Genomic DNA, 24,899 nt, shown 5'->3' on the forward strand with positions numbered 1-24,899 from the left:
TCAGCGCTCGCGTACCACGGCGACCGGGCAGTGCGAGTGCTGGATGAGCTGCTGGCTGACCGAGCCGAGCAGCATGCCGCGCAGCCCGCCCCGGCCCCGGCTGCCGACCACCACCAGCTGTGCCGACCGGCTGGCCTCCACCAGCAGCGCCGACGCGCTGCCGGGCACCGCGTCGATCTCGACCGGCACGTCGGGGAAGCTCTCCCGCCAGGTGGCCAGCTCCGTCTCGGCGGCGGCCCGCTCGCTCGCGGCGACCCGCTCCGGGTCGAAGTCCGGCGGCACCCACCTGTCGCCCGGCGGCTCCCAGGCCCGCAGCACCCGCAGCGGCACGTCCCGCTGCGCGGCCCGCTCGACGGCGAAGCCGAGCGCCCGCAGCGCCGACTCCGAGCCGTCCGAGCCGACCACCACCGGCCCGGACGTGGCGGCCTGGCCGTCGCGGACCACCACCACCGGGCAGTGGGCGTGTGCGGTGACCGAGACCGCTGTGGAGCCGGCGAGCAGCCCGCCGAAGCCGCCGTGGCCCCGGCTGCCGAGCACCAGCATCCCCGCCTCGGCCGACCGTTCCTGGAGCACGAGCGCGGGCGGTCCGTCGAACACCTCACCGCGCACGGTCAGGCCCGGCCGCTCGGCGGCGGCGTCCGCCGCCGCCTTGCGTACCAGCTCCTCGACCTGCTGCCGGGCGGCCTCGTCCGGCCACACCCCCGGCGCCACGGCGGGTCCGACCCAGCCGGTCACCGTCAACCACTCGAAGACGTACGCCAGGCGTACCGGCCGCCCGGAGCGGCCCGCCTCGTCCAGCGCCCAGTTCAGGGCGACCGCCGCGTCGGCGGAGCCGTCGTAGCCGACCAGGATCTCGTCGTCGCTCATTCGCCACTCCTCACGGCCGGGTCGTTCTCGCGGATCCAGCGCCACTCGGCGACCCGGGGATCGTCCTCACCATAGCGGCGGGTGTGGTCGCGGCAGGACTGGCGGGCGTCCACCATGTCCTGGCGCAGGTGCGCGGCGCGCGAGCGCAGCCCCGGCACCCGGTCGATCACGTCGATGACGAGGTGGAAGCGGTCCAGGTCGTTGAGCATCACCATGTCGAACGGTGTCGTGGTGGTGCCCTCCTCCTTGTAGCCGCGTACGTGCAGGTTCTCGTGGTTGGTACGGCGATAGGTGAGCCGGTGGATCAGCCACGGGTAGCCGTGGTAGGCGAAGATCACCGGCTTGTCGCGGGTGAAGATGGTGTCGAACTCGTTGTCCGGCAGGCCGTGCGGGTGCTCCGACGGCGGTTGCAGGCGCATCAGGTCGACCACGTTCACCAGCCGCACCCTCAGGGCCGGCAGGTGCCGGCGCAGCAGGTCGACGGCGGCCAGCGTCTCCAGCGTCGGCACGTCACCGGCGCAGGCGAGCACCACGTCCGGCTCGGTGCCCTCGTCGCTGCTGGCCCAGTCCCAGATGCCCAGGCCGCGGCGGCAGTGCTGGATCGCCTCGTCCATGGTCAGCCAGTTCGGCGCGGGCTGCTTGCCGGCCACCACCACGTTTATGTACTGCCGGCTGCGCAGGCAGTGGTCCATTGTGGAGAGCAGCGTGTTGCCGTCCGGCGGCAGGTAGACGCGGACCACCTCGGCCTTCTTGTTCATCACGTGGTCGATGAAGCCCGGGTCCTGGTGGGAGAAGCCGTTGTGGTCCTGGCGCCACACGTGGCTGGACAGCAGGTAGTTGAGCGACGCCACCGGCTCCCGCCAGGGGATGCCCCGGGTCACCTTCAGCCACTTGGCGTGCTGGTTGACCATCGAGTCGACGATGTGGATGAACGCCTCGTAGCTGGTGAAGAGGCCGTGCCGGCCGGTCAGCAGGTAGCCCTCCAGCCAGCCCTGGCACAGGTGCTCGGAGAGCACCTCCATCACCCGGCCGCCGGGGGAGAGGTGGTCGTCGCCGGGCACCTCCGTGCCGACGAAGGCTCGGTCGGTGACCTCGAACGCCGCGCCGAGCCGGTTCGAGGCGACCTCGTCCGGGCCGAACAGGCGGAACGTCCGCGGGTTGCGGGCGATCACGTCGCGGATCCAGGGGCCGAGCACACCCGTCGCGCCGGCCATCGGCTCACCGGGCGTCGGTACGTCGACCGCGTAGTCGCGGAAGTCCGGCAGCTCCAGGTCGCGCAGCAGCCGGCCGCCGTTGGCGACCGGGTTGGCGCTCATCCGGCGGTCACCGGTGGGCGGCAGCTCGGTCACCTCGGCGACCGGACCGCCGGTGGCGTCGAACAGCTCCTCCGGCCGGTAGCTACGCAGCCAGCGCTCCAGCTCGGCCAGGTGCTCCGGGTTGTCCCGGACACCGGAGATCGGCACCTGGTGGGCGCGGAACGTGCCCTCGACCTGCTTGCCGTCGACCCGGGCGGGCCCGGTCCAGCCCTTCGGCGTCCGCAGGACGATCATCGGCCAGCGGGGGCGCTCGACGCGCCCGCCGGAGCGGGCCCGGCGCTGGATCGCGGTGATCTCGTCGACCGCCCGGTCGAGCGTGCCGGCCAGCAACCGGTGCACGGCCGCCGGGTCGTCGCCCTCGACCACGTACGGCTCGTAGCCGAAGCCGCGCATCATGTCCCGCAGGTCCTCGCGGGGGATCCGGTCCAGCACGGTCGGGTTGGCGATCTTGTAGCCGTTGAGGTGCAGGATCGGCAGCACCGCGCCGTCGCGGGCCGGGTTGAGGAACACGTTCGACAGCCAGCTCCCGGCCAGCGGGCCGGTCTCCGCCTCGCCGTCGCCGATCACGCAGGCCACCAGCAGGTCCGGGTTGTCGAACGCGGCGCCGTACGCGTGGCTCAGCGCGTACCCCAGTTCGCCGCCCTCGTGGATCGAACCCGGCACCTCCGGCGCCACGTGGCTCGGGATGCCGCCCGGGAAGGAGAACTGGCGGAACAGGCGCCGCATGCCGGTCCCGTCCCGGGGGATGTGGTGGTGAAGTTCGCTGTAGGTGCCCTCCAGCCAGGTGTTCGCCACCAGCGCGGGGCCGCCGTGGCCGGGTCCGGTGACGAAGATGGCGGACAGGTCCCGTTCGACGATGACCCGGTTCAGGTGCGTGTAGAGCAGGTTGAGCCCGGGACTGGTGCCCCAGTGGCCCAGCAGGCGCGGCTTGACGTGCTCGGGCTTGAGCGGTTCCCGCAGCAGCGGGTTGTCGAGCAGGTAGATCTGGCCGACGGTGAGGTAGTTCGCCGCGCGCCAGTACGCGTCCAGCCGGCGCACCTCGTCTTCGGTCAGGACCACGTCTTCCTCCTCGGCACGTCCGCCCCGCGCGGGCGTCACGACCCGTCCCCGGCGTCCGCGGGGAGTCCCCGTACGACGATCAGCGGGGCGGGCGAGTGGTAGAGCAGCGACTGGCTGACCGCGCCCAGAGTGGACCCGACCGGCCCGTCGCCCCGGGCGGCCACCACCGCGAGCTGCGCCGCGTGGGACCGGTCGAGCAGGACGGGTCCCGGCTCACCGTGGACGGTCTCGCAGTCGGCGGTGACCCGCGGGTGCCGCCGGGCCTCCCGTGTGACCGCCTCCTCCAGCCGCCCGTCGTCGCGGTCGCCGGAGTCCGGCTCGATCACCCGGACGGCGAGCAGGCGCGCGCCGCGGTGTTGCGCGCAGTCGAAGGCGTATCCGAGGGCGGCCCGCGAGCTGGCCGAGCCGTCGAAGCCGACGAGCAGCGGCCCGGGCGGGGCCGGCTCGGTGCGGCCGACCAGCACCGGGCAGGTGGCCCGGGCGGCCACGTCCACGGCCGGGGTGTCGGCCGGTACGCGGTTCGAATGGGCCGACATGCCTCCGTCACCGAGAGCGATCAGGAAGGCGGTGTCGGCGACCCGCAGCAGCGCCTCGACCGGGGAGCCCTCGACGATGCGGCCGCTGACCGGCACCTGCGGCGCGCACTCGGCGGCCACCCGCCGGGCGTTCTCCAGCACGTTCTCCGCGTCGGTGCGGGTGCCGCCGGCCGGGGCGGGGCCGGGCGTCGCGGCCCAGTTGAACGCGTGCAGCAGGTGCAGCGGACGGTCGTGGGCGGCGGCCTCGGCGACGGCCGTGCGGACGACGGTCAGGTCGGCCTCGGAGCGGCTGACGCCGACCACCACCGCGCCGTGGCTGGGTGCGGCCACCCGGCTCACCTCCCGACCCCTGCTTTTCACTCACCGTAGTCGTGGGACCGGGTGCGCCGGAGCGGGTCGGCGGAACTGGCGGTCAGCGCGGGGCGGGCAACGCCTGGTGTACGCGCAGCACGACTGCTGTGGCGTTGTCCTCGCCGCCCTCGTCGAGGCTGGCGGCGAGCAGGGCCTCGACGGTGCGCGCCGGGTCCCGCCGCGCGGCCAGCAGGTCGCGCAGCCGGTGGTAGCCGAGCTGGTCACTGATGCCGTCGGTGCACAGCAGCCAGGTGTCGCCCCGGCGCAGCGGCACGGCGAGCAGGTCCGGCTCGGGCCGGTCCGGGTGGCCGACGTAGCGCAGCAGCTGGTAGCGGGCCCGGGCCGCCTCCGGCGAGTCCGGCGGCCACCAGCCGTGCAGCAGCCCGAGCCAGGCCATGGTGTGGTCGACGGTGACCAGTTCCAGCAGCCCGTCGCGCAGCCGGTACGCCCGTGAGTCGCCGAGCTGGACCAGCCAGCCCTGTTCGCCGTCGGGCTGGACCACGAGCGCGGTGAGCGTGCATCCGGTCAGGCCGGACAGCGTCGCGCCGGCCTGGCGTACCCGCCGTTGGGTCTCGGCCACGGCGGCCCGCAGCCCGGCGGGGCCGACGGCGGGCCAGTCGGCGCGGACCCGCGCCACGAACGTCTCGGCCGCGGTCGTGCCGGCGATCCGGCTGCCCTCGCCGTCGCCCATGCCGTCGCAGACCACCGCCATCGGCAGCTCCGGGTCGACGTGCAGCACGTCGTAGTTCTCCGGGTAGCGGTGCCCGACCACGCTGCCCCCGGCGATCTCCAGGGTGAGGCGGCCGACGGTGAGCCGGCGCGCGGGCTCGACCGGCCGGTCCAGCGGACGGCGGCGGAACACCAGCGGACCGTAACACCGGGACGGGCCGGGGTGTGGAATCTTCAGGGTGACTTTCTGGCAGTGGAGGTGGCCTGGCTGTCCCCGTGAGCGGTCTGCGGGTCAGGGCCGGCGCAGTGGCGCGAGCGCGTCGGCCCAGGCGGCCACCTCGGCGAAGAGCTGGCGGAGCATAGCGTCGTGGCGGTCGCCGGGAGTGAACGTGGTGAATGCCGCGAAGTCGGTGGCGAGTGACAGGCTGACCTGGGTGCGTACGCCTGCCAGCTGAAGACCTGCCGTGATGAGGCGTAGGTGCTCTACCGCACGTGCGCCGCCGACACTGCTGCCGTAGGAGACGAATCCGGCCGCTTTGTTGTTCCACTCGCCGTAGAGGTAGTCAATGGCGTTTTTCAGCGCGGAGGGGATCGATCGGTTGTATTCCGGGGTGACGAAGACGTATCCGTCGAACTCGGCGATCTTCTTGCTCCAGCGCCACGTGTGGGGGTGGGTGTAGGCGCCGAGTAGCGGTGACTGTGGCTCGTCGAAGACCGGCAGGTCATAGTCCTTGATGTCCACCACCCCGACGTCGATGCCGTCGTGCTGGCTGCCGTGCTTCGCTACCCACTCGGCCACCTGGTGGCCGGCCCGGCCGGGGCGGGTGCTGCCGAGGATGATCCCGATGTTCGTCATGAGTGATCCGTTCTGGTCGATTCGAAGGTTGCCGACGGTCCGAAACGCGGTGTCACGCGGATTGCTGAGGCGAGGATCCGGATTGCAGAGCGGCGTCCAGTCCGTTCAGCCGCAGCACGCTGGCGCCGCGCAGGTGCGCGAGGTCGGAACTGCCGTCCCCCGCGTATCTGAGGAAGGTCACCTGTTCGGTCCATTCCAGGCAGGTTCCGTCGGGCTCGGTGTCGAGCCGGACGGTGACCAGCGAGGTCCATCGCAGTTCGTCGTCGACGACGGCCTCGTAGCCGTAGACGATCCGGTGTGCGTCCGCGATGTCGATGTACCGCGACCGGTATTCCAGCCGCTCGGGTGCCGTGTCCAGCGTGGTGAAGGTGCTGCGTGCCGTCTCACCACCGCCCACCCGGAAGTCGTGCTCGTACACCGCTCCGCTGCCGGGAAGCCGGAACCATCGGCGCCTGATCGTGGTGTCGGCGAACGCGGTGAAGACCTCGCCCGGCGGTCCGTCGAGGTGCCGCGTGATCGTGAATGTGTCGTGCCGGACCATGCTGTCCTCCCGCTGTGACGGTCACGAATGGGTGACCGCATGTCAGTTACGATTAGTAAGAAACGTGCGTCCAACGGATTTAGTCCGGCTGCCCGATACGCACTTTGAAGTCAGCTACTGACGCGCGAGGAACGGAAGAGCATGACGAGCCTCCTTGGTGCCGAACTGGCGCAGCGCGGGGTCGCGCCGGACTGCATCCAGACGATCGAGCTCGTCCGGGAGGTGCTGGCGCGGGTGGGCGACAAGTGGACGCTGCTGACCATCACGGCCCTGACGTCCGGCCCGCTGCGCTTCACCGCGTTGCACGAGCAGGTCGCTGGCGTCTCCCAACGGATGCTCGGCCAGACGCTGCGCGCCCTTCACCGCGACGGGCTGGTGACCAGGACCGCGTACCCGGAGGTGCCCCCGAGGGTCGTGTATGCCTTGACACCGCTCGGCCGCTCACTGAGTGAGGCCGTGGGTGGACTCGTGCACTGGGTCCGTGATCACCAGAGCGATCTCGTCCGTAACCGCGACGAGTTCGACCGGACGTCCACCGCGAACAACGCCACTCCGCGCCGTGCATAGTCGCGCTCCGGGGCGGCAGACCGGGGTGCGCGTCAACCAGAGTTGACACAGTGCGCTTGTCAACCTACATTGACAGCATGAGTCAGGCGACGGAACTCGCGGCGGCGGCCGGCAGCACCGACCCCAAGGTCGGCCTGCGTGCCGTGCTCGCCCTGCGCCGGCTGCTGGAGCGGCTCGAGGTGATCCAGGTCGACAACGCCCGGCGGCAGGGCTGGTCGTGGCAGGAGATCGCCGACGCCCTCGAGGTCAGCCGGCAGGCGGTCCACAAGAAGCACGCCGGACGACCGGCGGTGCGCGAGAGCTGGGAGGCGTGATGTTCGAACGATTCACCGACCGGGCCCGTGCCGTGGTGCACCACGCGCTCGACGAGGCCCGCGCCGAGGGACGGCGGCCGGTCGGCACCGAGCACCTGCTGCTGGGGGTGCTCGCCGACCCCGACGGCCTGGCCGTACGGCTGCTCGCGGCCGGCGGCGTCGACGCCGACGGGCTGCGCGCCGCGGTGGCCCGCCACGCCGAGCGGGGCGTGGACGGGCTCGGCGCGGCGGACGCGGCGGCGCTGCGCGAGATCGGCATCGACCTCGCCGCGATAGTGGCCCGGATCGAGGAGTCCTTCGGCCCGGACGCGCTGCGCGAGGCGACCCCGCGCCCGCGCCGGTGGTGGCGTCGCGGGACGCACCGGGGCACGTTCTCGCCCCGCGCCAGGAAGGTGCTGGAGCTGTCGCTGCGCGAGGCGCTGCGGCTGCGCCACCGGCACATCGGCACCGAACACATCCTGCTCGGCCTGCTGCGCGAGGGCGACGGCCTGGCCGCCGTGGTGCTCACCGAGGCCGGGGTGGACCTCGACGACCTGCGGCGGCGCGTCGACGCGGCGCTGCGCGAGGCGGCCTGACCCGCACCCGGGTTTCAAACCTGTTTGCGGTCCTCGCAACGTCCCGCTGCGCCGGGTCGCCGTCACGCCCCGTGTCCTGCACACTGACGCCGTGGACGGTGCAGACGACAAGCGCCCGGTGAACGCGGAGAACCGCACCCCGCGCTCGGCAGTGGTGGTCAACCCGGTGAAGGTGGCCGACCTGGACGAGTTCCGCCGCATCGTGGACGGCGCGCTCGACGCCGCCGGGTGGCCGGCCCCGACCTGGTACGAGACGACAGTCGAGGACCCGGGCCGAGGGCAGGCGGAACAGGCCGTCAAGGCGGGCGCCGAGGTCGTCTTCGCCTGCGGCGGCGACGGCACGGTGATGGCCTGCGTGACCGCGCTGGCCGGCACCGACGTGGCGCTGGCGGTGCTGCCCCAGGGCACCGGCAACCTGCTGGCCGCCAACCTCGGCCTGTCGAACGACCTGGCCGCCGGGCTCCAGGTCGCCGTCGAACGCGGAATGCGCCGCCTCGACGTCGGCGTGGTCGGCGACAAGTGCTTCGCGGTGATGGCCGGGATGGGCTTCGACGCCCAGATGCTCGACTCCACCTCGGAGACCACGAAGAAGCGGATCGGCTGGCCGGCGTACGTGATGGGCGCCGCCCGCCACCTGCGCGACCGGCCCATGCGGGTCTCGGTGCGCATCGACGGCAAGCCGCCGCTGCGCCGCCGGGCCCGCTCGGTCCTGGTGGCGAACGTCGGGCGCCTGCAGGGCGGGGTACGCCTGCTCACCGAGGCCGAACCGGACGACGGCTGGCTCGACGTGGCGGTGCTGACGCCGCGCCGGCTGCGCCACTGGCTCGCGATGGGCTGGGCGGTGCTGCGCCGCCGCGACAGCGTGCCCCGGATGGAGGTGTTCCGGGCCCGCTCGGTCGAGATCACCAGCACCCGGGCGCAGCCCCGGCAGCTTGACGGCGACCTGATCGAGCCGGGCCGGTCGCTGAAGGCGACCATCCGGCCCGAGTCGCTCTGGCTCTGCGTACCGCGCCCGGAGGAGGACCCCGACCTGGCGGTGGACGCCGACGCGGTCGGCGAGCGCGGTGAGCACCTGGTCGAGGAGGCCCGCCGTGAGTAGCACCAAGCTGGTCCCGGAGACCCGGTTGATGGCGGAGGAGCAGCTCTCCGCCGACGACGCCTGGCACACGCTGCGCCGGCACGGTGGATGGTGCCTGCTGCGGGATGCCTTCGTCCGGTTCCGCTACGGCGACGGCTTCAGCCACTCCCGGGCGCTGGGCTTCCAGCTCTGCCTGGCGGTGGTGCCGTTCCTGATCGCGCTCACCGGCCTGATCACCGACCTGGGCGCGGACGAGGGCGGCAAGGTCGTCGCCGACACGGTGCTGGCCATCACCCCCGGTCAGAGCGAAGCCGTGGTGCAGGACCTGCTGACCGACAGCGAGCGCACCGAGGACGCCGGTGAGCTGGCGCTGACGCTCGGTCTGCTCACCGGGCTGGTCGCGCTGACCACCACGATGGCGCAGATCGAGCGGGGCGCCAACCGGATCTACGGCGTCGAGCGGGACCGCCCGGCGCTGGCGAAGTACCTGCGCGCCTCCATCCTCGCCGTGCTCGCCGGCGTACCCGCGCTGGCCGGCTTCCTGATCCTGGTCGGCGGCCGGGCGGTGGGCGAGTCGGTACGGCGGCACTACGAGTGGGGCGACGTCGCCATGGCGGGATGGAACGTCATCCGCTGGCCGCTGAGTCTCGGCCTGACCGTGCTCGCCGTCGCGATGCTGTTCCGGCACGCCCCGCGACGCCGCCAGCCCGGCCTGTCCTGGCTGTTCTTCGGCGCGTCCATCGCCATCGCGCTGTGGTGGCTGGCCAGCCTCCTGCTCGCCGCCTACGTGAAGTACAGCGGCGGATTCGGCCAGACCTACGGCGCGCTGACCGGCATGATGGCCCTGTTGCTCTGGGCCAACCTGACCGGGATCGCGCTGTTCGGCGGGCTGGCCTTCGCCGCGCAGCTCGAAGCGATGCGCATCGGCGTGGAGCAGCCCGCCCAGCCGGATCTCTGGCAGCCGGAGGCGCAACGCGAGGACCTGTTCGACACCGGTGAGATGACCTCGCTCTGACGCCACGCCGGTCCAGCGTGTACGGGACACGCCGATCGGGTACAGCGCGCCTCGCAGAGGAACGAGGGAGGTGCGGTGTGACCGCGGTCAAGGAAGCCGGGAGTCGGCCGCTCGGCCATTTCGCCGAGCGGAGCCTCGCGGGCCTGCTCGCCGTGGCCGGCGCGGGAGTCGGGTTCGGCGTGCTGCTCATGCTGGTCCGGTTCCGGTGGAGCCCGCTGGGCGACGCCGACCACGCGGTGGCCGAGTGGTTCAACGGCCTGGTGGCCCCGCACGGCCCGCTGGTAACGGTGCTCCAGGCGATCACCGACCTGGGCGGGCGGCCGGTGCTGATCTGGCTGGTCACCATCGCGGTGGTGGGCCTGCTGATCCGCCGCCAGTCCCGGCTGGCGGTCTACCTGATCGTCACCGGTGCCGGCGGCCTGATCCTCGACCCGTCGCTCAAGGCGCTGGTCGGGCGGCTGCGGCCGGTGGTGGACGTGCCGATCGCCAGCGCGCCCGGCAACAGCTTCCCCAGTGGTCACGCGCTCGGCTCGTTCGTCGCGTACGGCGCGCTGCTGCTGGTGTTCCTGCCGGCCATGGCGCCGCGCTGGCGCAAGCCCGCCATCGCCATCGCCGGTGTGCTGATCTTCCTGGTCGGGCTGACCCGGATTGCGCTGGGCGTGCACTACGTGTCGGACGTGATCGGCGGCTGGCTGCTCGGCGCGGCCTGGCTGGGCGTCACCGCGTACGCCTTCCGGCTGTGGCGGCGCGAGCGCGGGCGGCCGGTGCCGCCGCTGCGCGAGGGCCTGGAGCCGGAGGCGGGCGAGGAGCTGGCGCTCGCGCCGGACGAGGAGAAGATCCTGGAGCACCCGCGCTCGGCGGTGGCCGAGCTGCTGGTCGGCTGGGTGCTCGTCTTCGGGGTGCTCTACGCGTTCGGCATGTTCGTCAGCTACCACGCCAAGGGCACGTTCTTCGACACGCTCGACACCGAGGTGCCGCGCTGGTTCGCCGAGCGGCACACCGACGCGCTGACCGACCTGAGCTGGTGGTGGAGCAAGTTCGGCGACACCCACGCGATCCTGCTGGTGTCGCTGGTGTTCTGCCCGATCGTGCTCGCCGTGTGGCGGCGCTGGCGGCCGGTGCTGTACGTGGTGCTGGCGATGTTCGGCGAGCTGAGCCTGTTCCTGGCCAGCGCCCGGGTGGTGGACCGGCCCCGGCCGCCGGTGGAGAACCTGGACGGGCAGATGCCCACCTCGTCGTTCCCGTCCGGGCACATCGCGGCGACCATCTGCCTCTGGGCGGCCATGGCGATCATCGTGTTCCCGCGTACCGACAGGTGGTGGCGGTGGCTGTTCGTGGGCATGGCCGTGCTGATGCCGGTCGGCGTGGCCACGTCCCGGATGTACCGGGGCATGCACCACCCGACCGACTTCATGGGCGCGATCCTGCTCGGCGCGCTCTGGTTGTCGCTGCTGTACTTCGTGATCCGGCCGAACGCCGACGTGGCCGAGGGCAACCAGCCGGCGATCGAGTCCGAACAGGTGGACGAGCTGGACGACGAGCTGGCCAAGGCCGCACGGCCGGACTGAGCCGATGCTGCGGGTGATGACCTGGAACATCCGGACCGGCGGGCGGGACGGCGGCGGTGCCGACCGCCGGGACCGGATCGTCTCGGTCGTCACCGCGCAGCGCCCGGACGTGCTGGCGGTCCAGGAACTGCGCGGCATGGACGCCACGCTGGACGGCCTGGCCGATCGGCTCGGGATGGCGGCGTACCTGGCCCGGTCCTGCTTCGGGCAGCCGGTGGCGGTCCTGGTCCGCCCGCCGCTGCGGGTGCTGCGCGCCGGCCGGGTCCGCCGCCCGTTCCACCACGCCGCCGCCCGGGTGCGGGTGGCCACCGCCGCCGGACCGCTCACCGTGGTCAGCACCCACCTTTACCCGTACTCCGGCGGGCGGCGGCGGATGGAGGCGGACTGGCTGGCCGCGGCGATGCGCCGCACCGGGGGAGAGCTGGCCCTGCTGGCCGGGGACCTGAACACGCTGGAACCCACAGTCGAGCACACCGCCCGGCTGGCCGGGCTGGCCACCCCGTACCGGCGACGGCACCTGCGCCGCGACGGCCGTACCGTGGACACCCGGGCGGTGGCCCGGCTGCTCGACGCCGGGCTGGTCGACCTGTGGCCGCACTCCGGCGGCGACGAACCCGGCGGTCTGACCGTGCCGACCCGGCACGGCGGCGCCGAGTTCGCCGGGATGCGGCTGGACTACCTGCTCGCCACCCCGGCGCTGGCCGATCGGGTACGCGCGGTGCGGGTGGTCCGCGACGGCGACGCGGACACGGCGTCGGACCACTATCCGGTGCTGGCCGAGGTGGACCTCACGGCCGGCTGAACGACCCTGCCAGGTCGGCCACCACGAAGGCCGCGAAGATCAGGATGACGGTCTCGCTGACCAGCCAGGAGTGCCTGCCGGTCCAGGCACGGAACGCGGGCAGCAGCCGCTCGGCGCGCTCGCCGGACAGCAGCAGCGTGAGCAGCGGCAGGGCCAGCAGCGCCACGGTGAGCGCCGTGAACGGCAGCAGATGCCACCACGGGCGGCCGTGCCCGGCCATGCTGCCGGCGACCGACGCCATGACCAGCTCGTCGCTCGGCACGGCGACGGCGAGCACCAGCCCCAGACCGAACGCGTACGCGGGCCGGGGGTCCTGCAACCGGCGCAGCCACCCGGGCGGCCGGTCGCGTCGCCGCCTGCGGAACGTGACCACCATGAGCACCGCGAGCAGGGCCAGCACGATGCAGTCGATGAGCCGGCGGCTGCCGCCCACCCCGATGCCGTGCACGGCGGTGTGCCGCACCAGCCGGAACAGCGCGTACCAGATCGTCAGCGGCCCGAGCACGCCCAGCGCCACGCCGCCCAGGAAGGCCGCCGAGCTGCGGCGCGGGTGACGGCCGGAGGCGAGGACGACGGCGCCGACGAGCTTCGACCCGGCGACCATCTCCAGCGCCAGCGGCAGCGCGGTCAGCAGGGGCATGACCCATTCTGGTGTCGCCGCCCCGCACTCCGGGCCGGGTTCTACAGGACCAGGTTGAGCAGCACGGTGAGCACCACCGAGGCGACGATCGAGAAGAGGATCATCAGTAGGCAGCCGAGCCCGCCCCCGGCGGGCCGGATCTCGGTGTTCCCGATACGCATGGCGTCAACTCCTCAGCGGGGTGGTGAGCAGGGCGTGGACGGCGTCCGCGACCTGGGCCGGTGCGGTGGTGGCCACGTTGTGCGCCGCGCCCGGGACGGCCACCGTGCGTGCGTCCGGCACCAACCGGGCGACCTGTTCCCGCCAGGCGGCCGGTGCGACCGGGTCGCCGGCACCGGTGAGCACCAGCGTGGGCGCGGTGATCCGGACCAGGTCCTCCTCGACCGCGTTGCGGACCGAGTGGGACAGCGTCGCGAACACGCGCCACGGCCGGGCGTCCGCCACGTCGCGCAGCAGGACCGGCGCCTGCCACGTCGCCTCCCGCAGCGTGTCCACCAGCCACCGGCCGATCAGCCCGCGCCGGGACCGGGCGGCGGGGTCGCAGGTCGGACCGGCCAGCACCAGCGCGCTGACCAGGCCGGGGTGACGGGCGGCCAGCGCGGCGGCCACCTCCGCGCCGAAGGAATGGCCGAGCAGGCAGACCGGACCCAGCCGGTACGCGGCGAGCCAGTCGACCAGGAACGCCACGTGCCCGTCCACGTCGTACGCGGTGCCGGGGCGTTCGGTCAGCCCGAAGCCGGGCAGGTCCGGCACGTACACCTGCCGGCGCGGCGCCAGCGCGACGGCCAGCGGGGTGAGGTAGCGGTGCGACACGGCCAGGCCGTGCACCAGCACCACGGGCGGCCCGTCCCCGCCCGGGCCGGCGGAGCGGCGGGTGTGTGCCCGCAGCCCGGCGACCTGCCGGAACTCGCTCGTCAACCCGGCGGCCGGCCGGGGCGCGGCGAGCGCCAGGCGCAGGCCGGCCGGCCCGAAGCGTCCCGGCGGGGACGGTGCGAGCGTCACAGCTCGCGCAGCCGGGGCAGCAGCTCCTCCTGGGCCCAGTCGAGGAACATCGGCTGGGTGTCGCCGCCCACCTGGACCAGCGCGACGTGGGTGAAGCCCGCGTCGACGAACTTCTTGAACGCCTCGACGTGGCGGTCGGTGTCCGGGCCGCAGGAGATGCCCTCGGCCACGTCCTCCTCGCGGACGAACTGGGTGGCCGCGTCGAACGACTCCGGGCCGGGCAGGTCGGCGTTGACCTTCCAGCCCAGGCCGAACCAGCGGAACTGGTCGTGCACGATCTTGCGGCACTCGTCCTCGTCCGGCCCGTAGCAGATGGCCACCTGCCCGTAGCGGGGGCGGCCCGCGCCGCCGGCCTCCTCGTACATGTCGATCAGGTGGGACAGCGGGTCGGTGGCGATCATGGCGTCGGCGTACTCGGCGGCGAGCGTCGCCGACTGCCGCCCGGACGCGGCCACGGCCATCGGCACCGGCCGCTCCGGCCGGTCCCAGACGTACGCGTCCGGCACGTCGAAGTGGTTGCCGGAGAACGTCAGCGTCTCGCCGTTGAGCAGCGGCCGGATGATCTGCAGCGCCTCCTCGAACATCTCGTGCCGCTGCTGCACGTGCGGCCACCCGCCCACCACGTGCTCGTTGAGGTTCTCCCCGGCGCCGAGGCCCAGCGTGAACCGCCCGTCCGAGAGCACCCCGACGGTGCTGGCCTTCTGCGCCACCACCGCCGGGTGGTACCGCCGGATCGGGCAGGTCACGAACGACATCAGCTCGGCCCGGCTGGTGGCGTGCGCTACCGCGCCGAGCACCGACCAGGCGTACGGGGAGTGGCCCTGGGACTCCAGCCACGGGTAGTAGTGGTCGGACATGACCAGATGGTCGAAGCCGGCGGCCTCGGCGCGTACGGCGTGGTCGACCAGTTGCTTCGGGCCGGCCTGCTCGCACATCAGGGTGTAACCGACGTTGACCATGGCGTCTCCTTCCCGGGCGGATCGTCCCGGGATACCCCGCCCGGCGCGGGTCAACCCTGCTGTCCGCTTCGCCGCCTCGCGTCGCCGCCTGTTCTTAACCGGTTCAGCACGCTGATCTGCCGCACGCCGCTCTCCTCGTCGGTCACCCCGCTTAACCGGTTGCCTTCGGCCGTCCATCGTCCTACGCTGATGCCTGCGTCCGCCGGGAACCGGCGGCGGCTGCCGGGCTCAGCCGCCTCCCTCGTCGTCACCGTCACCGCACCCCCGCTCGGGCACGGGGGAGACCTTCCCCTGAGGACAGCCATGAAGAAACTGCTCTCCGTCGCGGGCGCCGCCCTGCTGACGGCCCTCGCCGCCGTCTTCGCCCTCGGGCAACCGGCCCAAGCCGCCACCGGGTTCTCCGTCTCCAACGGGCGGCTCTACGACGCCAACGGCGTCGAGTTCGTGATGCGCGGGGTCAACCACGCGCACACCTGGTACCCGCAGCAGACCAGCTCGTTCGCGAACATCAAGGCGCTCGGCGCGAACACCGTCCGGGTGGTGCTGGCCAGCGGCGACCGCTGGACGAAGAACAGCGCCGCCGACGTGGCGAACGTGATCTCGCTGTGCAAGGCCAACCGGCTGATCTGCGTGCTGGAGGTGCACGACACCACCGGGTACGGCGAGGACGGTGCCGCCACCACGCTGGCCAAGGCCACCGACTACTGGCTGAGCATCGCCGACGTGCTCAAGGGCCAGGAGAAGTACGTGATCGTCAACATCGGCAACGAGCCGTTCGGCAACCAGGGCTACAGCGCCTGGACCACCGACACCTCGAACGCGATCAAGCGGCTGCGCGCCGCCGGCCTGACCCACACGATCATGGTGGACGCGCCGAACTGGGGCCAGGACTGGTCGTTCACCATGCGCGACAACGCCGGCACCGTGTTCGCCGCCGACCCGCAGCGCAACACCGTCTTCTCCATCCACATGTACGGCGTCTTCGACACCGCCGCCGAGATCAGCGACTACCTGGGCCGGTTCCGGGCGGCCGGACTGCCCATCGTGGTCGGCGAGTTCGGCTTCAACCACTCCGACGGCAACCCGGACGAGGACGCCATCATGGCGTACAGCCAGGCCAACGGCATCGGCTACCTCGGCTGGTCCTGGAGCGGCAACGGCGGCGGCGTGGAGTACCTGGACATGACCACCGCGTTCAACCCGGCCCAGCTCACCAGCTGGGGGCAGCGGATCTTCAACGGTGCCAACGGCATCGCCGCCACCTCCCGCGAGGCGTCCGTGTACGCCGGCAGCACCCCGACCGTCAGCCCGACGGTCAGCCCGACGGTGAGCCCGACGGTCAGCCCGACGGTGAGCCCGACGGTCAGCCCCACCCCGCCGCCGGCCACCACGCCCCCGCCGTCCGGCGGCTGCACCGCCACCTACACCGTGGCGAACTCGTGGCAGGGCGGCTTCCAGGGCGACGTCAAGGTGACCGCCGGGACGGCCGCGATCAACGGCTGGACGGTGCGCTGGACATACGCCAACGGCCAGTCCGTCACCCAGGCGTGGAACGCGACCGTCAGCAACAGCGGGTCGGCGTACACCGCCCGCAACGTCGACTACAACGGCCGCCTCGGCGCGGGCGCGAGCACCAGCTTCGGCTTCATCGGCAGCTGGCAGGGCACGAACTCCACCCCCACGGTGACCTGCACCCCCGCCTGACCCCCTAACCGGTGATCAAGGAGTTCGTGTCCCGATCGGACCGCGACGGTGACACGAACTCCTTGATCACCGCAGATGGACGTGCGGCGAACAGGGCCGCGCCGGAACCCACCCCGAAGTCGGTGACTCAGGGTGTTGCGCTCTCCGCTTAGCGTGAGGGGAGTGGTACTCCTTGAAGGGCGGGGACATGTGGGAAACGATTCTGGGGTTCGTCAGCCTGATGCTGGTCGCGGTGTCATTGTGCTTCTCCGCCGTGCAGACGCGGGAGGTGGCGAAACAGAGCCGCATCAACAACGGCATCGGCTCGGCCACCGCGCTGATGGAAGTGAACAATCTGTCTCGCGCCTGGCATGACCGCCTGTTGGAGAATCCGCCGCTTCGCGCGTACTTCTTCGACCGGAAGCCCTCCGCGCCGACCGACGCCGACCGGTCCGTCGTGATCACCCTCGCGGAGCTACTCGCGGACGTGCTGGAGTGCGAGCTGCAGGTGGCCGGGCTGCTGCCCGACTTCCGATTCGCCCACTCCTGGCACCGGTGGCCCGCGCACATGCTGGAGCAGAGTCCCGTCCTGGTCGAGGTGGTGGAGAGCCACCCCGACTGGTGGCCCACGCTCCACGAGCTGTGGCGCTCGACCGGCGAGCCCGGCCCGGCCGCCGTGACCCATCCATTGGTCGATGTGGCTGCGGCCACCTCGACGCGCGTCCCGCGGCGGCGCCGGTGACCCACGAACGTCCGGGGCAGTTAGCCTCCCGTGGTTGAACGGGCCGGTCACCGCTGTCGGCGTCTCTCAGCCGACGACGGTGACCTCCAGCAGCAGGGCCTGCTCGGGGTGCAGGGCGGGTAGTTGCAGGCCCACCGAACCCAGCACCGAACCGGTCACCGTGATGCCGTCACCCGGCCAGGCCAGCCAGCCCGGCGGAGTCATCTCCAGGAGGGCCGGTTCCGGCACCCCGGCGGGCGGGCGGACCCGGTAGCGCCGCCGTGGGTCCAGCCCCGGCAGCCGTACCGCGCCCGGCACCTGCGCCGCCGAGGTGGCCACCCGGCTGACCGCGTACACCGCGTGCGAGCTGTCGTGGGCGACCACGCCGTGGGCCTGCACGGCCGGGTCCGGGTGGTCGACCCGGACCACCCGCCCGGTGTGCAGCAGCGGGCGCAGCCGCTTGTGCAGCGCGACCCAGGCGGCGAGCTCGGCCCGCTCGGTGCCGTCGATCGCGCTGATGTCCCACTCGATGCCGTGGTGGCCGAACAGCGCGGTGACCGCGCGGAAGCCCAGGTCGTGTACGCGGTGCGTGGTGTGCGAGCGTTCCGGGCCGATGTGCGTGCCGATCACCTCCGGCGGCAGCAGCAGACCGGTCCAGCGCTGGATGGACAGCCGTTCCAGCGCGTCGTTGCAGTCGCTGGCCCACACGCGGTCGGTGCGGCGCAGGATCTCCAGGTCGACCCGCGCGCCACCGGAGGAGCAGCTCTCGATCTCGACGCCCGGGTGCCGGGCGCGCAACTCGTCCAGCAGCCGGTAGACGGCGAGGGTCTGCGCGTGCACGCCGGGCCGTCCGGCGTGCCCGGCCTCGGTGAGGTCGCGGTTGTGGTCCCACTTCAGGTACGCGAGCCCGTCGTGCTCACCCAGCACCGCGTCGAGCCGTTCGAGCAGGTACGCGTACGCGTCCGGATGGGCCAGGTCGAGCACCTGCTGGTGCCGCCACGGCGGCGGCAGCCGGCCCGGTGCCTGGAGCACCCAGTCGGGATGGGCGCGGAACAGGTCGGAGTCGGGGTTGACCATCTCCGGCTCGACCCAGAGCCCGAACTGCATGCCGTGCCCGCGTACGTGGTCGATCAGCGGCTGCAACCCGTCCGGCCAGACCTCGCCGTCGACCCACCAGTCGCCGAGCCCGGCCTGGTCGTGCCGCCGTCCCCGGAACCAGCCGTCGTCGAGCACGAAGCGTTCCACACCGACCTCGGCGGCCCGGTCGGCGAGCGTCCGCAGCCGGTCCAGGTCGTGGTCGAAGTAGACCGCCTCCCACACGTTCAGCGTCACCGGCCGTGGCGTGCGCGGGTGCGACGGGCGGGACCGCAGGTGCGTGTGCAGCGCGTCGCTGAGCCCGTCCAGCCCGTCGGCTGAGTGCGCCGCGTAGAGCAGGGGAGTGGCGTACTCCTCGCCCGGCCCCAGCATCACCTCGCCGGGCGCCAGCAGCTCACCGCCGCCCAGCGTGGACTCCCCGGTGGGGCGGCGCTCGGCGGCCGTGACGTGGTCGCCGCTCCACGCGGTGTGCACCGCCCACACCTCGCCGTGCCGGAACCCGAACCCGGGGGTGCCCGCGACCAGCAGCAACGTGGCGTCGTGGCCGGTGCGGCCGTGCCGTCCCTCGCGTACCCAGGCGCCCATCGGCCACTGGTGCCGCTGCGGCGCGCGTTCCCGGCACCACCTGCCGGTCAGGTCGAGCAGTTCGGTGGCGACCGCCGGCACCGGCAGCACCGGCGACAGCTCGCGCAGCTCGTAGCGGCCGTCGCCGTCGTTGCGCAGCCGGTGCCGCAGCGTCAGCACGCCCGCCGGGTCCAGCGTGATCTCGACGGTCAGGCTCAACCCCGCGCCCGGGTCCGCTGCCCGCACCACCACCCGCCCTGGGGAAAGGAAGGGCCCCTTGTTAACGCCTGGTGCATGTGAAGGGTCCCCTCCTAACAGGTCGGGCGGTGCGGCGAGGGCGTCGTGCACGTCGAGGTCGGTGAGGCGGAACGCCGTCGACCAGTCCCGGCCGTCGCGGTGACCGGCGAGACCGGGCCGCCCGCTCCACCCGGCGCTCGCCTCGGGCAGCAGCGACAGCACAGTGGGCGCGTCGAAGCTGCTCGGCACCACAGGCGGCACCGTCGCGTCGGCGAGCGCGGGCAGGTCGCCGTCGGGCAGCGGGCCGAGGTCGGCGCCCCAGTGCACGACCCGGGGCAGTCCCGGGCCGCGTGCGTCGAGCACCAGGCTGGTCCGCGCGCGGCGCAGGTGGACGATCGTCATCCCTTGGAGGCTCCCAGCGTCAAGCCCCGGACGAACTGCTTCTGGAGCAGGAAGAAGATCACCAGGGTGGGGATCGCGACCAGCACCGAACCGGCCGAGACGAGGTTGTTGTCGGTGAAGAACTCGCCGCGCAGGTTGTTCAGCGAGCTGGTGACCGGGAACTTGTCGCCGGTACGCATGAGCACCGTGGCCCAGAAGAACTCGTTGTAGATCCAGGTGACCTCCAGCGTGGCGAGCGCGGCCAGCGCCGGACGGCACAGCGGCAGCGTCACCTGCCAGTACTGCCGCCACACGTTCGCCCCGTCGACCATCGCGGCCTCGTACAGCTCGTGCGGCAGCGCCTTCATGTAGTTGCTGAGCACGAACACGCAGAAGCCGCACTGGAACGCGACGTTGACCAGGATCAGCCCCCAGTAGCTGTCGTAGAGCAGCTCCGAGTCGCTCATCCAGGCCGGCAGCGGGATCTCGGTGAACATCCGGAACAGTGGGATGAGCAGCGCCTGCTGCGGCAGCAGGTTCGCGGCGGTGAACAGGCCGAGCAGCGCGATGTTGAGTTTCCAGCTGAACCGGGCGATCACGAACGCCACGCAGGAGGCGAGGAACAACGTGAGCAGCACCGCCGGGATGGTGATGTACGCCGAGTTGAGGAAGTGCTTGCCGAACTCGGCGGTACGCCAGGCGGTGACGTAGTTGTCGATCGTCCAGCCGCCCAGCGACACGTAGCCGTTGGCGGCTGTGTACTCGTAGGAGCGGAACGAGGTGAGCACCGCCCAGAGGATGGGGAACAGCCACCCCACGGCGACCGTACCCAGGAACAGGTGCAGGGCGACCCGGGCGGGCCGCAGGGGGCGGCGGCGGCCGGCGGAGACGGCGGTCATCGCTTGTCCTCCCGCATCACGGTCCAGAGGTAGATGGTGATGAAGACCAGCGAGACGGCCAGCATGATGGTCGCCAGCGCGGAGCCGAAGCCGATCCGGCTGGCCTCGCCCACCACGTTCTGGGTGACCAGCGCGGAGATCAGCTCCAGCCCGTTGCGGCCCTTGTTGATGACCCAGACCAGGTCGAACGCGCGCAGCGACTCGATCACCGTCACCACCAGCACGATGATGTTGATCGGGCGCATCACGGGGAAGACGACCCGGAAGAACGTGCTGGTCTCCGACGAGCCGTCCACCGCCGCCGCCTCCCGCAGCGACGGGTCGACGCCCTTCAGGCCGGCCAGGTAGAGCAGCATGATGTAGCCGACGTGCCGCCAGCCGGCCGCCACCAGCACGGCCCAGATGTTGACGTTCGGGTCGCCGTACCAGTCGGTGTCACCGCCGAACACGCCGTTGAGCAGGCCCTGGTCGCGGCTGTAGATGAGCTGCCAGATGAAGCCGATGAGGGCCAGCGACAGCACCACCGGCAGGTAGAGCGCGGTCTGGTAGAAGCGGCTGCCGCGCATCTCCTTGTCCAGCAGCACGGCGAGGAACATGCCGACCGGGGTGGCCACCACGAACAGCGCGGCCAGCCAGAGCAGGTTGTTCTGCACCGCGGGGACGAACGGCGGGTAGATGTTCACCACGTCGTCGTAGTTCCTCGCCCCGACCCATTCGATCTCGCTGATCGGGCCGATGCCGTCCCAGTTAGTGCCGGAGAGCAGCACGGTCGCCACCGCGGGCAGCCAAACCAGGCCGGTGACGAGCAGCAGGGGTACCAGCACCATCAGCGTGATCACCACGCGGTCGGTGCGGGACAGGAGCCGTAGCCGGCGACCGCGACCACCGTTCGTGGTGGTCGCGGCCGGCGGCGGCACGGCGCGATCCGCTTGGATCAGGGGCAGGTCGGACATGATGTCCTTCCCCCTTCCGCCGTCAGCTTGTGAAGATCGACTTCTTCTGGTTCTCGATGCTGGTGAGCAGCCCGCTGATGTCCTTCGGGTCCTTGATGAACTGCTGCAACGCCGGGATCATCACGGTGGAGGCGAAGTCCGGCCGGGTGTCCCGGTCGAGGAACTGGGCGATCTCGGTGGCGGAGCCGACCAGCTCGGCGGCCTTGCGCTGCAGCGCGGTGTAGGCGCCGGTGTCCGCGCCGCTGTTGGCGACCAGCGTGCTCGGGTCGTTCTTCACCGTGATGTCCGCTGCCTCCTTCGAGCCCAGGTACGTCAGCAGCTTCTGCGCCGCGTCCTTGGACTTCGGCTTGCGGGCCATCATGTAGCCGTCGATCGGGGCGTCCAGCGCCTTCGCGCCGATCGTGGAGTCGACCTCGGGGAACGTGAAGAAGTCCAGGTCCTCCAGGTCGGCGCCGCTGAACTGCTGGCCGACGAACAGGCCGAGCAGGTACATGCCGCTCTTCTTCTGCTGCAACGACTGGGCGGCCTCCTGCCAGGTGCGGCCGAGCGAGTCCGGCTGGTGCAGGGGGAGCAGCCCGGCCCAGGTGTCGAAGACCTTCTTCACCTTGTCGGAGGTCCACGCCTCCTTGCCGGCCATCAGGTCGATGTGGAACTGGTAGCCGTTGATCCGCAGGTTGAGGATGTCGAACGTGCCCATCGCCGGCCAGCCGTCCTTGTCGGCGAACGCGATCGGGTTCAGGCCGTCCTTCTTCATCCGCGCGCCGAGCGCGTTCAGGTCGTCGAGCGTCTTCGGCACCTCGTAGCCGCGCTGCTGCCACACCGACTTGCGGTAGAAGACCGCCCACGGGTAGTACGACGCGGGCACGAAGTACTGCTTGCCGTCGTCGCCTGTGGACGCCTTCTTGAACGCGTCGGAGTAGCCGTCGAGCTTGCCCCACACGTCGCTGAGGTCGCCGGCCAGGCCCTTGGCGGCGAAGAACCGCATCCGGTACCCGGCGAACCAGGTGAACACGTCGTCCGGCTTGCCCTGCAGGTAGTTGTTGATGTTCTCCTGGAAGGTGTTGTGGTCGACCGTGTTGATGTTGACGGTCACCCCGGAGGACGTCTTGAAGCCGTCCATCACCTTCGCGACGACGTCCTTGGGCTTCGGGTCGGACTGGTTGGAGCCGAGCGAGACGCTCTTGGCGTCACCGCCCGATCCGGAGTCGGAGTCGCCGCAGCCGGCGAGCAGCCCGGTGCCGAGCAGCGCCCCCGTGCCGGCCGCGCCGGCGAGCAGCGAGCGCCGGTTCAGGCCGGCGACGGACGGGGGTACGAGCCGGGCGAGGTATTCGGCTTGTGAGCGGGGACGGGACATGGTGCCTCCTGCGTGGAAGAGGTGCGCTGCGCTCATGGACCGTGATCGTTGGCGGTGAGCGGTGTTCGGGTCGGCCGTGGCAGATCCACCGAGAATCCACACGTCCGAACACAAACAGCCGGTGGCGCTTGAAGCTACCCCTTGGCGCGGCGCTGTCAAGAGGGCAAAAGACGACGCTGTCGGCGGTAAGGCAGGGCAAAGAGCCGGTAAACGTTGGAACTTCAGTCGATGTTGGAAAGTGTTGACTTGGGTGCTGTTCGGGGGCACCCTCTGCTGTCATGCGGAACTGGCACGGCGACGGCATCTGGTACGGCGCGGACTACAACCCGGAGCAGTGGCCCGAGCAGACGTGGGCCGAGGACGTCGAACTCATGCGACGAGCAGGGGTCAACCTGGTCTCGGTCGGCATCTTCTCCTGGGCACTGCTGGAGCCCGCCCCCGGCCGGTACGTCTTCGACTGGCTGGACCGGGCGATCGACCTGCTGCACGACGGCGGCATCAGCGTCGACCTGGCCACCGCCACCGCCAGCCCGCCACCGTGGCTGGCGCACCGGCACCCGGAGACGCTGCCCCGCCGCGCCGACGGCACGGTGCTCTGGCCCGGTGGCCGGCAGGCGTACTGCCCCAGCTCGCCGGTGTTCCGGGACCACTCGCTCGCCCTGGTCGAGGCCGTCGCCCGGCGGTACACGCGGCACCCCGCCGTGGTGCTCTGGCACGTCTCCAACGAACTCGGCTGCCACAACGTGCACTGCTACTGCGACGTCAGCGCCGAGGCGTTCCGCGGCTGGCTGCGCGAGCGCTACGGCGACCTGGACTCGCTCAACGCCGCCTGGGGCACCGCGTTCTGGAGCCAGCGCTACCACGACTGGGCCGAGATCAACCCGCCGCGTACCGCGCCGACGTTCGCCAACCCGACCCAGCAGCTGGACTTCCTGCGGTTCTCCTCCGACGAGCACCGCGCCCAGTTGCGCGCCGAGCGGGAACTGCTGAACCGGCTCGTCCCGCAGCCGGTCACCACGAACTTCATGATCGGCACCGGCATCAAGTACCTGGACTACCACTCCTGGGCATCCGACGTGGACGTGGTCGCCAACGACCACTACCTCACCGCCGCCGACCCGCAGCCGCAGGTCAACCTGGCGCTGGCCGCCGACCACACCCGGGGCATCGCGGGCGGCGCGCCGTGGCTGCTGATGGAGCACTCCACCAGCGCTGTCAACTGGCAGCCCCGCAACGTGGCCAAGACACCGGGCCAGATGCGCCGCAACAGCCTCGCCCACGTCGCGCGCGGCGCCGACGGGGTGCTGTTCTTCCAGTGGCGGGCCTCCCGGGCCGGCGCGGAGAAGTTCCACTCCGCGCTGGTCCCGCACGCCGGACCAGACACCAAGGTGTTCCGCGAGGTCTGCCGGCTCGGCGCCGACCTGCGCGCCCTCGCGGAGGTACGCGGCAGCCGCGTGGACGCCGACGTGGCGATCCTGTTCGACTACGAGGCCTGGTGGGGCGCCGAACTCGACTCCCACCCGAGCGTCGACGTCACCTACACCGACCGGCTGTCCGCGCTGCACGCCGCGCTCTGGCGGGCCGGGATCACCGCCGACGTGGTGCACCCGTCCGCCGACCTGTCCCGCTACCGGCTCGTCCTGGCACCCACGCTCTACCTCGTCCGTGACGCCGACGCCGACGCGCTGCGCCGGTTCGTGGAGGCCGGCGGCACCGCGCTCGTCACCTACTTCAGCGGCATCGTCGACGAGCACGACCACATCCGGCTCGGCGGTTACCCCGGCGCGTTCCGCGACCTGCTCGGCGTACGCGTCGAGGAGTTCTTCCCGCTGCGGGACGGCGAGACGGTACGCCTCGACGACGGCGCCCGCGCCGACGTGTGGACCGAGTGGCTGCACGCCGAGGGCGCCGAGGTGCTGGCCGCGTACACCGACGGGCCCCTGCCCGGCGTGCCGGCGCTGACCCGGCACGCGGTCGGCGCGGGCGCCGCCTGGTACGCCGGCACCCGGCTCGACGACGAGGCCACCGACCGGCTGGTGGCGCGGCTGCTCGCCGAGGCCGGGGTACGTCCGCCGGTGGGCGCGCCGGCCGGGGTGGAGGTGGTCCGCCGCCGCTCGGCGGACCGGAGCTGGCTGTTCGTGGTCAACCACACCACCGAGCCGGCCCGGCTGGCGGTCACCGGCACCGAACTGCTCGGCGGCGTCAGGTGCGACGGCGAGCTGGAGGTGCCGGCGGGTGAGGTGGCGGTGGTCCGCGAGGAGCCCGCGCCGGTGCCCGCGAACGCCTGACCGCTACGT

The 24,899-nt window shown here is 71.9% G+C and carries 23 protein-coding genes; 10 read left to right on the plus strand and 13 right to left on the minus strand.

The features are described 5' to 3' along the window. From ACGFIA_RS22900 to ACGFIA_RS22925, 6 genes are all read right to left on the minus strand, one after another. Complete coding sequence (locus ACGFIA_RS22900; RefSeq protein ID WP_393261922.1) at nucleotides 1–867, minus strand: universal stress protein; 867 nt, start codon at nucleotides 865–867, stop codon at nucleotides 1–3. Continuing rightward, the gene (locus tag ACGFIA_RS22905) at nucleotides 864–3,242 is read right to left on the minus strand and encodes a phosphoketolase (protein WP_393261924.1); all 2,379 of its coding nucleotides are present in this window, start codon (nucleotides 3,240–3,242) and stop codon (nucleotides 864–866) included. Before ACGFIA_RS22905 ends, ACGFIA_RS22900 begins: the two co-directional genes overlap by 4 nt. Before the next feature lie 35 nt (nucleotides 3,243–3,277). Next, entirely contained in the window at nucleotides 3,278–4,108 is an 831-nt protein-coding gene (locus tag ACGFIA_RS22910) for a universal stress protein (RefSeq protein ID WP_393261927.1), read from the minus strand. 82 nt (nucleotides 4,109–4,190) lie between these two features. After that, nucleotides 4,191–4,991, minus strand: a complete 801-nt coding sequence (locus ACGFIA_RS22915; protein WP_393261930.1) for a PP2C family protein-serine/threonine phosphatase — start codon at nucleotides 4,989–4,991, stop codon at nucleotides 4,191–4,193. A gap of 99 nt (nucleotides 4,992–5,090) precedes the next feature. Then, the gene (locus tag ACGFIA_RS22920; protein WP_393261932.1) at nucleotides 5,091–5,654 is read right to left on the minus strand and encodes an NADPH-dependent FMN reductase; all 564 of its coding nucleotides are present in this window, start codon (nucleotides 5,652–5,654) and stop codon (nucleotides 5,091–5,093) included. A gap of 52 nt (nucleotides 5,655–5,706) precedes the next feature. Further along, complete coding sequence (locus ACGFIA_RS22925; RefSeq protein WP_357480186.1) at nucleotides 5,707–6,195, minus strand: SRPBCC domain-containing protein; 489 nt, start codon at nucleotides 6,193–6,195, stop codon at nucleotides 5,707–5,709. Between the two features lie 141 nt (nucleotides 6,196–6,336). Between ACGFIA_RS22925 and ACGFIA_RS22930 the strand changes: the two genes are divergently transcribed. The 7 genes from ACGFIA_RS22930 to ACGFIA_RS22960 all read left to right on the plus strand — a co-directional run bounded on the left by ACGFIA_RS22930 (nucleotide 6,337) and on the right by ACGFIA_RS22960 (nucleotide 12,114). Continuing rightward, a complete protein-coding gene (locus tag ACGFIA_RS22930) occupies nucleotides 6,337–6,762 on the plus strand; it encodes a helix-turn-helix domain-containing protein (protein ID WP_357471580.1) in 426 nt (141 codons plus the stop codon). 77 nt (nucleotides 6,763–6,839) lie between these two features. Next, the gene (locus ACGFIA_RS22935) at nucleotides 6,840–7,076 is read left to right on the plus strand and encodes an HTH domain-containing protein (protein WP_030275209.1); all 237 of its coding nucleotides are present in this window, start codon (nucleotides 6,840–6,842) and stop codon (nucleotides 7,074–7,076) included. Then, nucleotides 7,076–7,651 (plus strand): Clp protease N-terminal domain-containing protein, encoded by a 576-nt coding sequence (locus ACGFIA_RS22940; RefSeq protein WP_393262065.1) that lies wholly within the window; start codon nucleotides 7,076–7,078, stop codon nucleotides 7,649–7,651. Before ACGFIA_RS22935 ends, ACGFIA_RS22940 begins: the two co-directional genes overlap by 1 nt. A 91-nt stretch (nucleotides 7,652–7,742) precedes the next feature. Beyond that, nucleotides 7,743–8,750: a diacylglycerol kinase family protein gene (locus ACGFIA_RS22945; protein WP_357385626.1), complete on the plus strand. Its 1,008-nt coding sequence runs from the start codon at nucleotides 7,743–7,745 to the stop codon at nucleotides 8,748–8,750. Beyond that, complete coding sequence (locus tag ACGFIA_RS22950; RefSeq protein ID WP_357385628.1) at nucleotides 8,743–9,744, plus strand: YihY/virulence factor BrkB family protein; 1,002 nt, start codon at nucleotides 8,743–8,745, stop codon at nucleotides 9,742–9,744. Before ACGFIA_RS22945 ends, ACGFIA_RS22950 begins: the two co-directional genes overlap by 8 nt. A gap of 77 nt (nucleotides 9,745–9,821) precedes the next feature. After that, on the plus strand, nucleotides 9,822–11,312 hold the full coding sequence (locus tag ACGFIA_RS22955; protein WP_357385630.1) for a phosphatase PAP2 family protein: 1,491 nt from the start codon (nucleotides 9,822–9,824) through the stop codon (nucleotides 11,310–11,312). Between the two features lie 4 nt (nucleotides 11,313–11,316). Beyond that, nucleotides 11,317–12,114, plus strand: a complete 798-nt coding sequence (locus ACGFIA_RS22960) for an endonuclease/exonuclease/phosphatase family protein (protein ID WP_357385632.1) — start codon at nucleotides 11,317–11,319, stop codon at nucleotides 12,112–12,114. On the opposite strand, the gene ACGFIA_RS22965 is transcribed toward ACGFIA_RS22960, so the two are convergent. From ACGFIA_RS22965 to ACGFIA_RS22975, 3 genes are all read right to left on the minus strand, one after another. Beyond that, a complete protein-coding gene (locus tag ACGFIA_RS22965; protein ID WP_393261938.1) occupies nucleotides 12,101–12,754 on the minus strand; it encodes a GAP family protein in 654 nt (217 codons plus the stop codon). The two genes, ACGFIA_RS22960 and ACGFIA_RS22965, sit on opposite strands and share 14 nt — an antisense overlap. A gap of 165 nt (nucleotides 12,755–12,919) precedes the next feature. After that, nucleotides 12,920–13,756, minus strand: a complete 837-nt coding sequence (locus ACGFIA_RS22970; RefSeq protein WP_393261941.1) for an alpha/beta fold hydrolase — start codon at nucleotides 13,754–13,756, stop codon at nucleotides 12,920–12,922. Continuing rightward, nucleotides 13,753–14,715, minus strand: coding sequence for a TIGR03557 family F420-dependent LLM class oxidoreductase (locus tag ACGFIA_RS22975; RefSeq protein WP_357385638.1), 963 nt, complete (start codon nucleotides 14,713–14,715; stop codon nucleotides 13,753–13,755). Before ACGFIA_RS22975 ends, ACGFIA_RS22970 begins: the two co-directional genes overlap by 4 nt. Before the next feature lie 303 nt (nucleotides 14,716–15,018). Between ACGFIA_RS22975 and ACGFIA_RS22980 the strand changes: the two genes are divergently transcribed. Together ACGFIA_RS22980 and ACGFIA_RS22985 are read left to right on the plus strand one after the other, a co-directional pair. Continuing rightward, nucleotides 15,019–16,419, plus strand: coding sequence for a cellulase family glycosylhydrolase (locus ACGFIA_RS22980; protein ID WP_393261944.1), 1,401 nt, complete (start codon nucleotides 15,019–15,021; stop codon nucleotides 16,417–16,419). Nucleotides 16,420–16,606: 187 nt separating this feature from the next. Next, nucleotides 16,607–17,140, plus strand: coding sequence for a hypothetical protein (locus ACGFIA_RS22985; protein ID WP_393261947.1), 534 nt, complete (start codon nucleotides 16,607–16,609; stop codon nucleotides 17,138–17,140). A gap of 66 nt (nucleotides 17,141–17,206) precedes the next feature. On the opposite strand, the gene ACGFIA_RS22990 is transcribed toward ACGFIA_RS22985, so the two are convergent. From ACGFIA_RS22990 to ACGFIA_RS23005, 4 genes are read right to left on the minus strand one after another with little or no spacing between them, the layout of a single operon-like run. After that, nucleotides 17,207–19,417, minus strand: coding sequence for an alpha-galactosidase (locus tag ACGFIA_RS22990; RefSeq protein WP_393261949.1), 2,211 nt, complete (start codon nucleotides 19,415–19,417; stop codon nucleotides 17,207–17,209). Beyond that, nucleotides 19,414–20,295 (minus strand): carbohydrate ABC transporter permease, encoded by an 882-nt coding sequence (locus ACGFIA_RS22995; RefSeq protein ID WP_357471587.1) that lies wholly within the window; start codon nucleotides 20,293–20,295, stop codon nucleotides 19,414–19,416. The genes ACGFIA_RS22990 and ACGFIA_RS22995 overlap by 4 nt, the downstream gene beginning before the upstream one ends. Next, on the minus strand, nucleotides 20,292–21,248 hold the full coding sequence (locus ACGFIA_RS23000) for a sugar ABC transporter permease (RefSeq protein ID WP_357385650.1): 957 nt from the start codon (nucleotides 21,246–21,248) through the stop codon (nucleotides 20,292–20,294). The genes ACGFIA_RS22995 and ACGFIA_RS23000 overlap by 4 nt, the downstream gene beginning before the upstream one ends. Before the next feature lie 22 nt (nucleotides 21,249–21,270). Beyond that, on the minus strand, nucleotides 21,271–22,602 hold the full coding sequence (locus ACGFIA_RS23005; protein ID WP_357480203.1) for an ABC transporter substrate-binding protein: 1,332 nt from the start codon (nucleotides 22,600–22,602) through the stop codon (nucleotides 21,271–21,273). Between the two features lie 278 nt (nucleotides 22,603–22,880). Between ACGFIA_RS23005 and ACGFIA_RS23010 the strand changes: the two genes are divergently transcribed. Then, nucleotides 22,881–24,890, plus strand: a complete 2,010-nt coding sequence (locus tag ACGFIA_RS23010; RefSeq protein ID WP_393261954.1) for a beta-galactosidase — start codon at nucleotides 22,881–22,883, stop codon at nucleotides 24,888–24,890. Nucleotides 24,891–24,899 lie beyond the last annotated feature (9 nt).

Source organism: Micromonospora sp. NPDC049203, assembly GCF_043197215.1.
Classification (GTDB): Bacteria; Actinomycetota; Actinomycetes; order Mycobacteriales; family Micromonosporaceae; genus Micromonospora.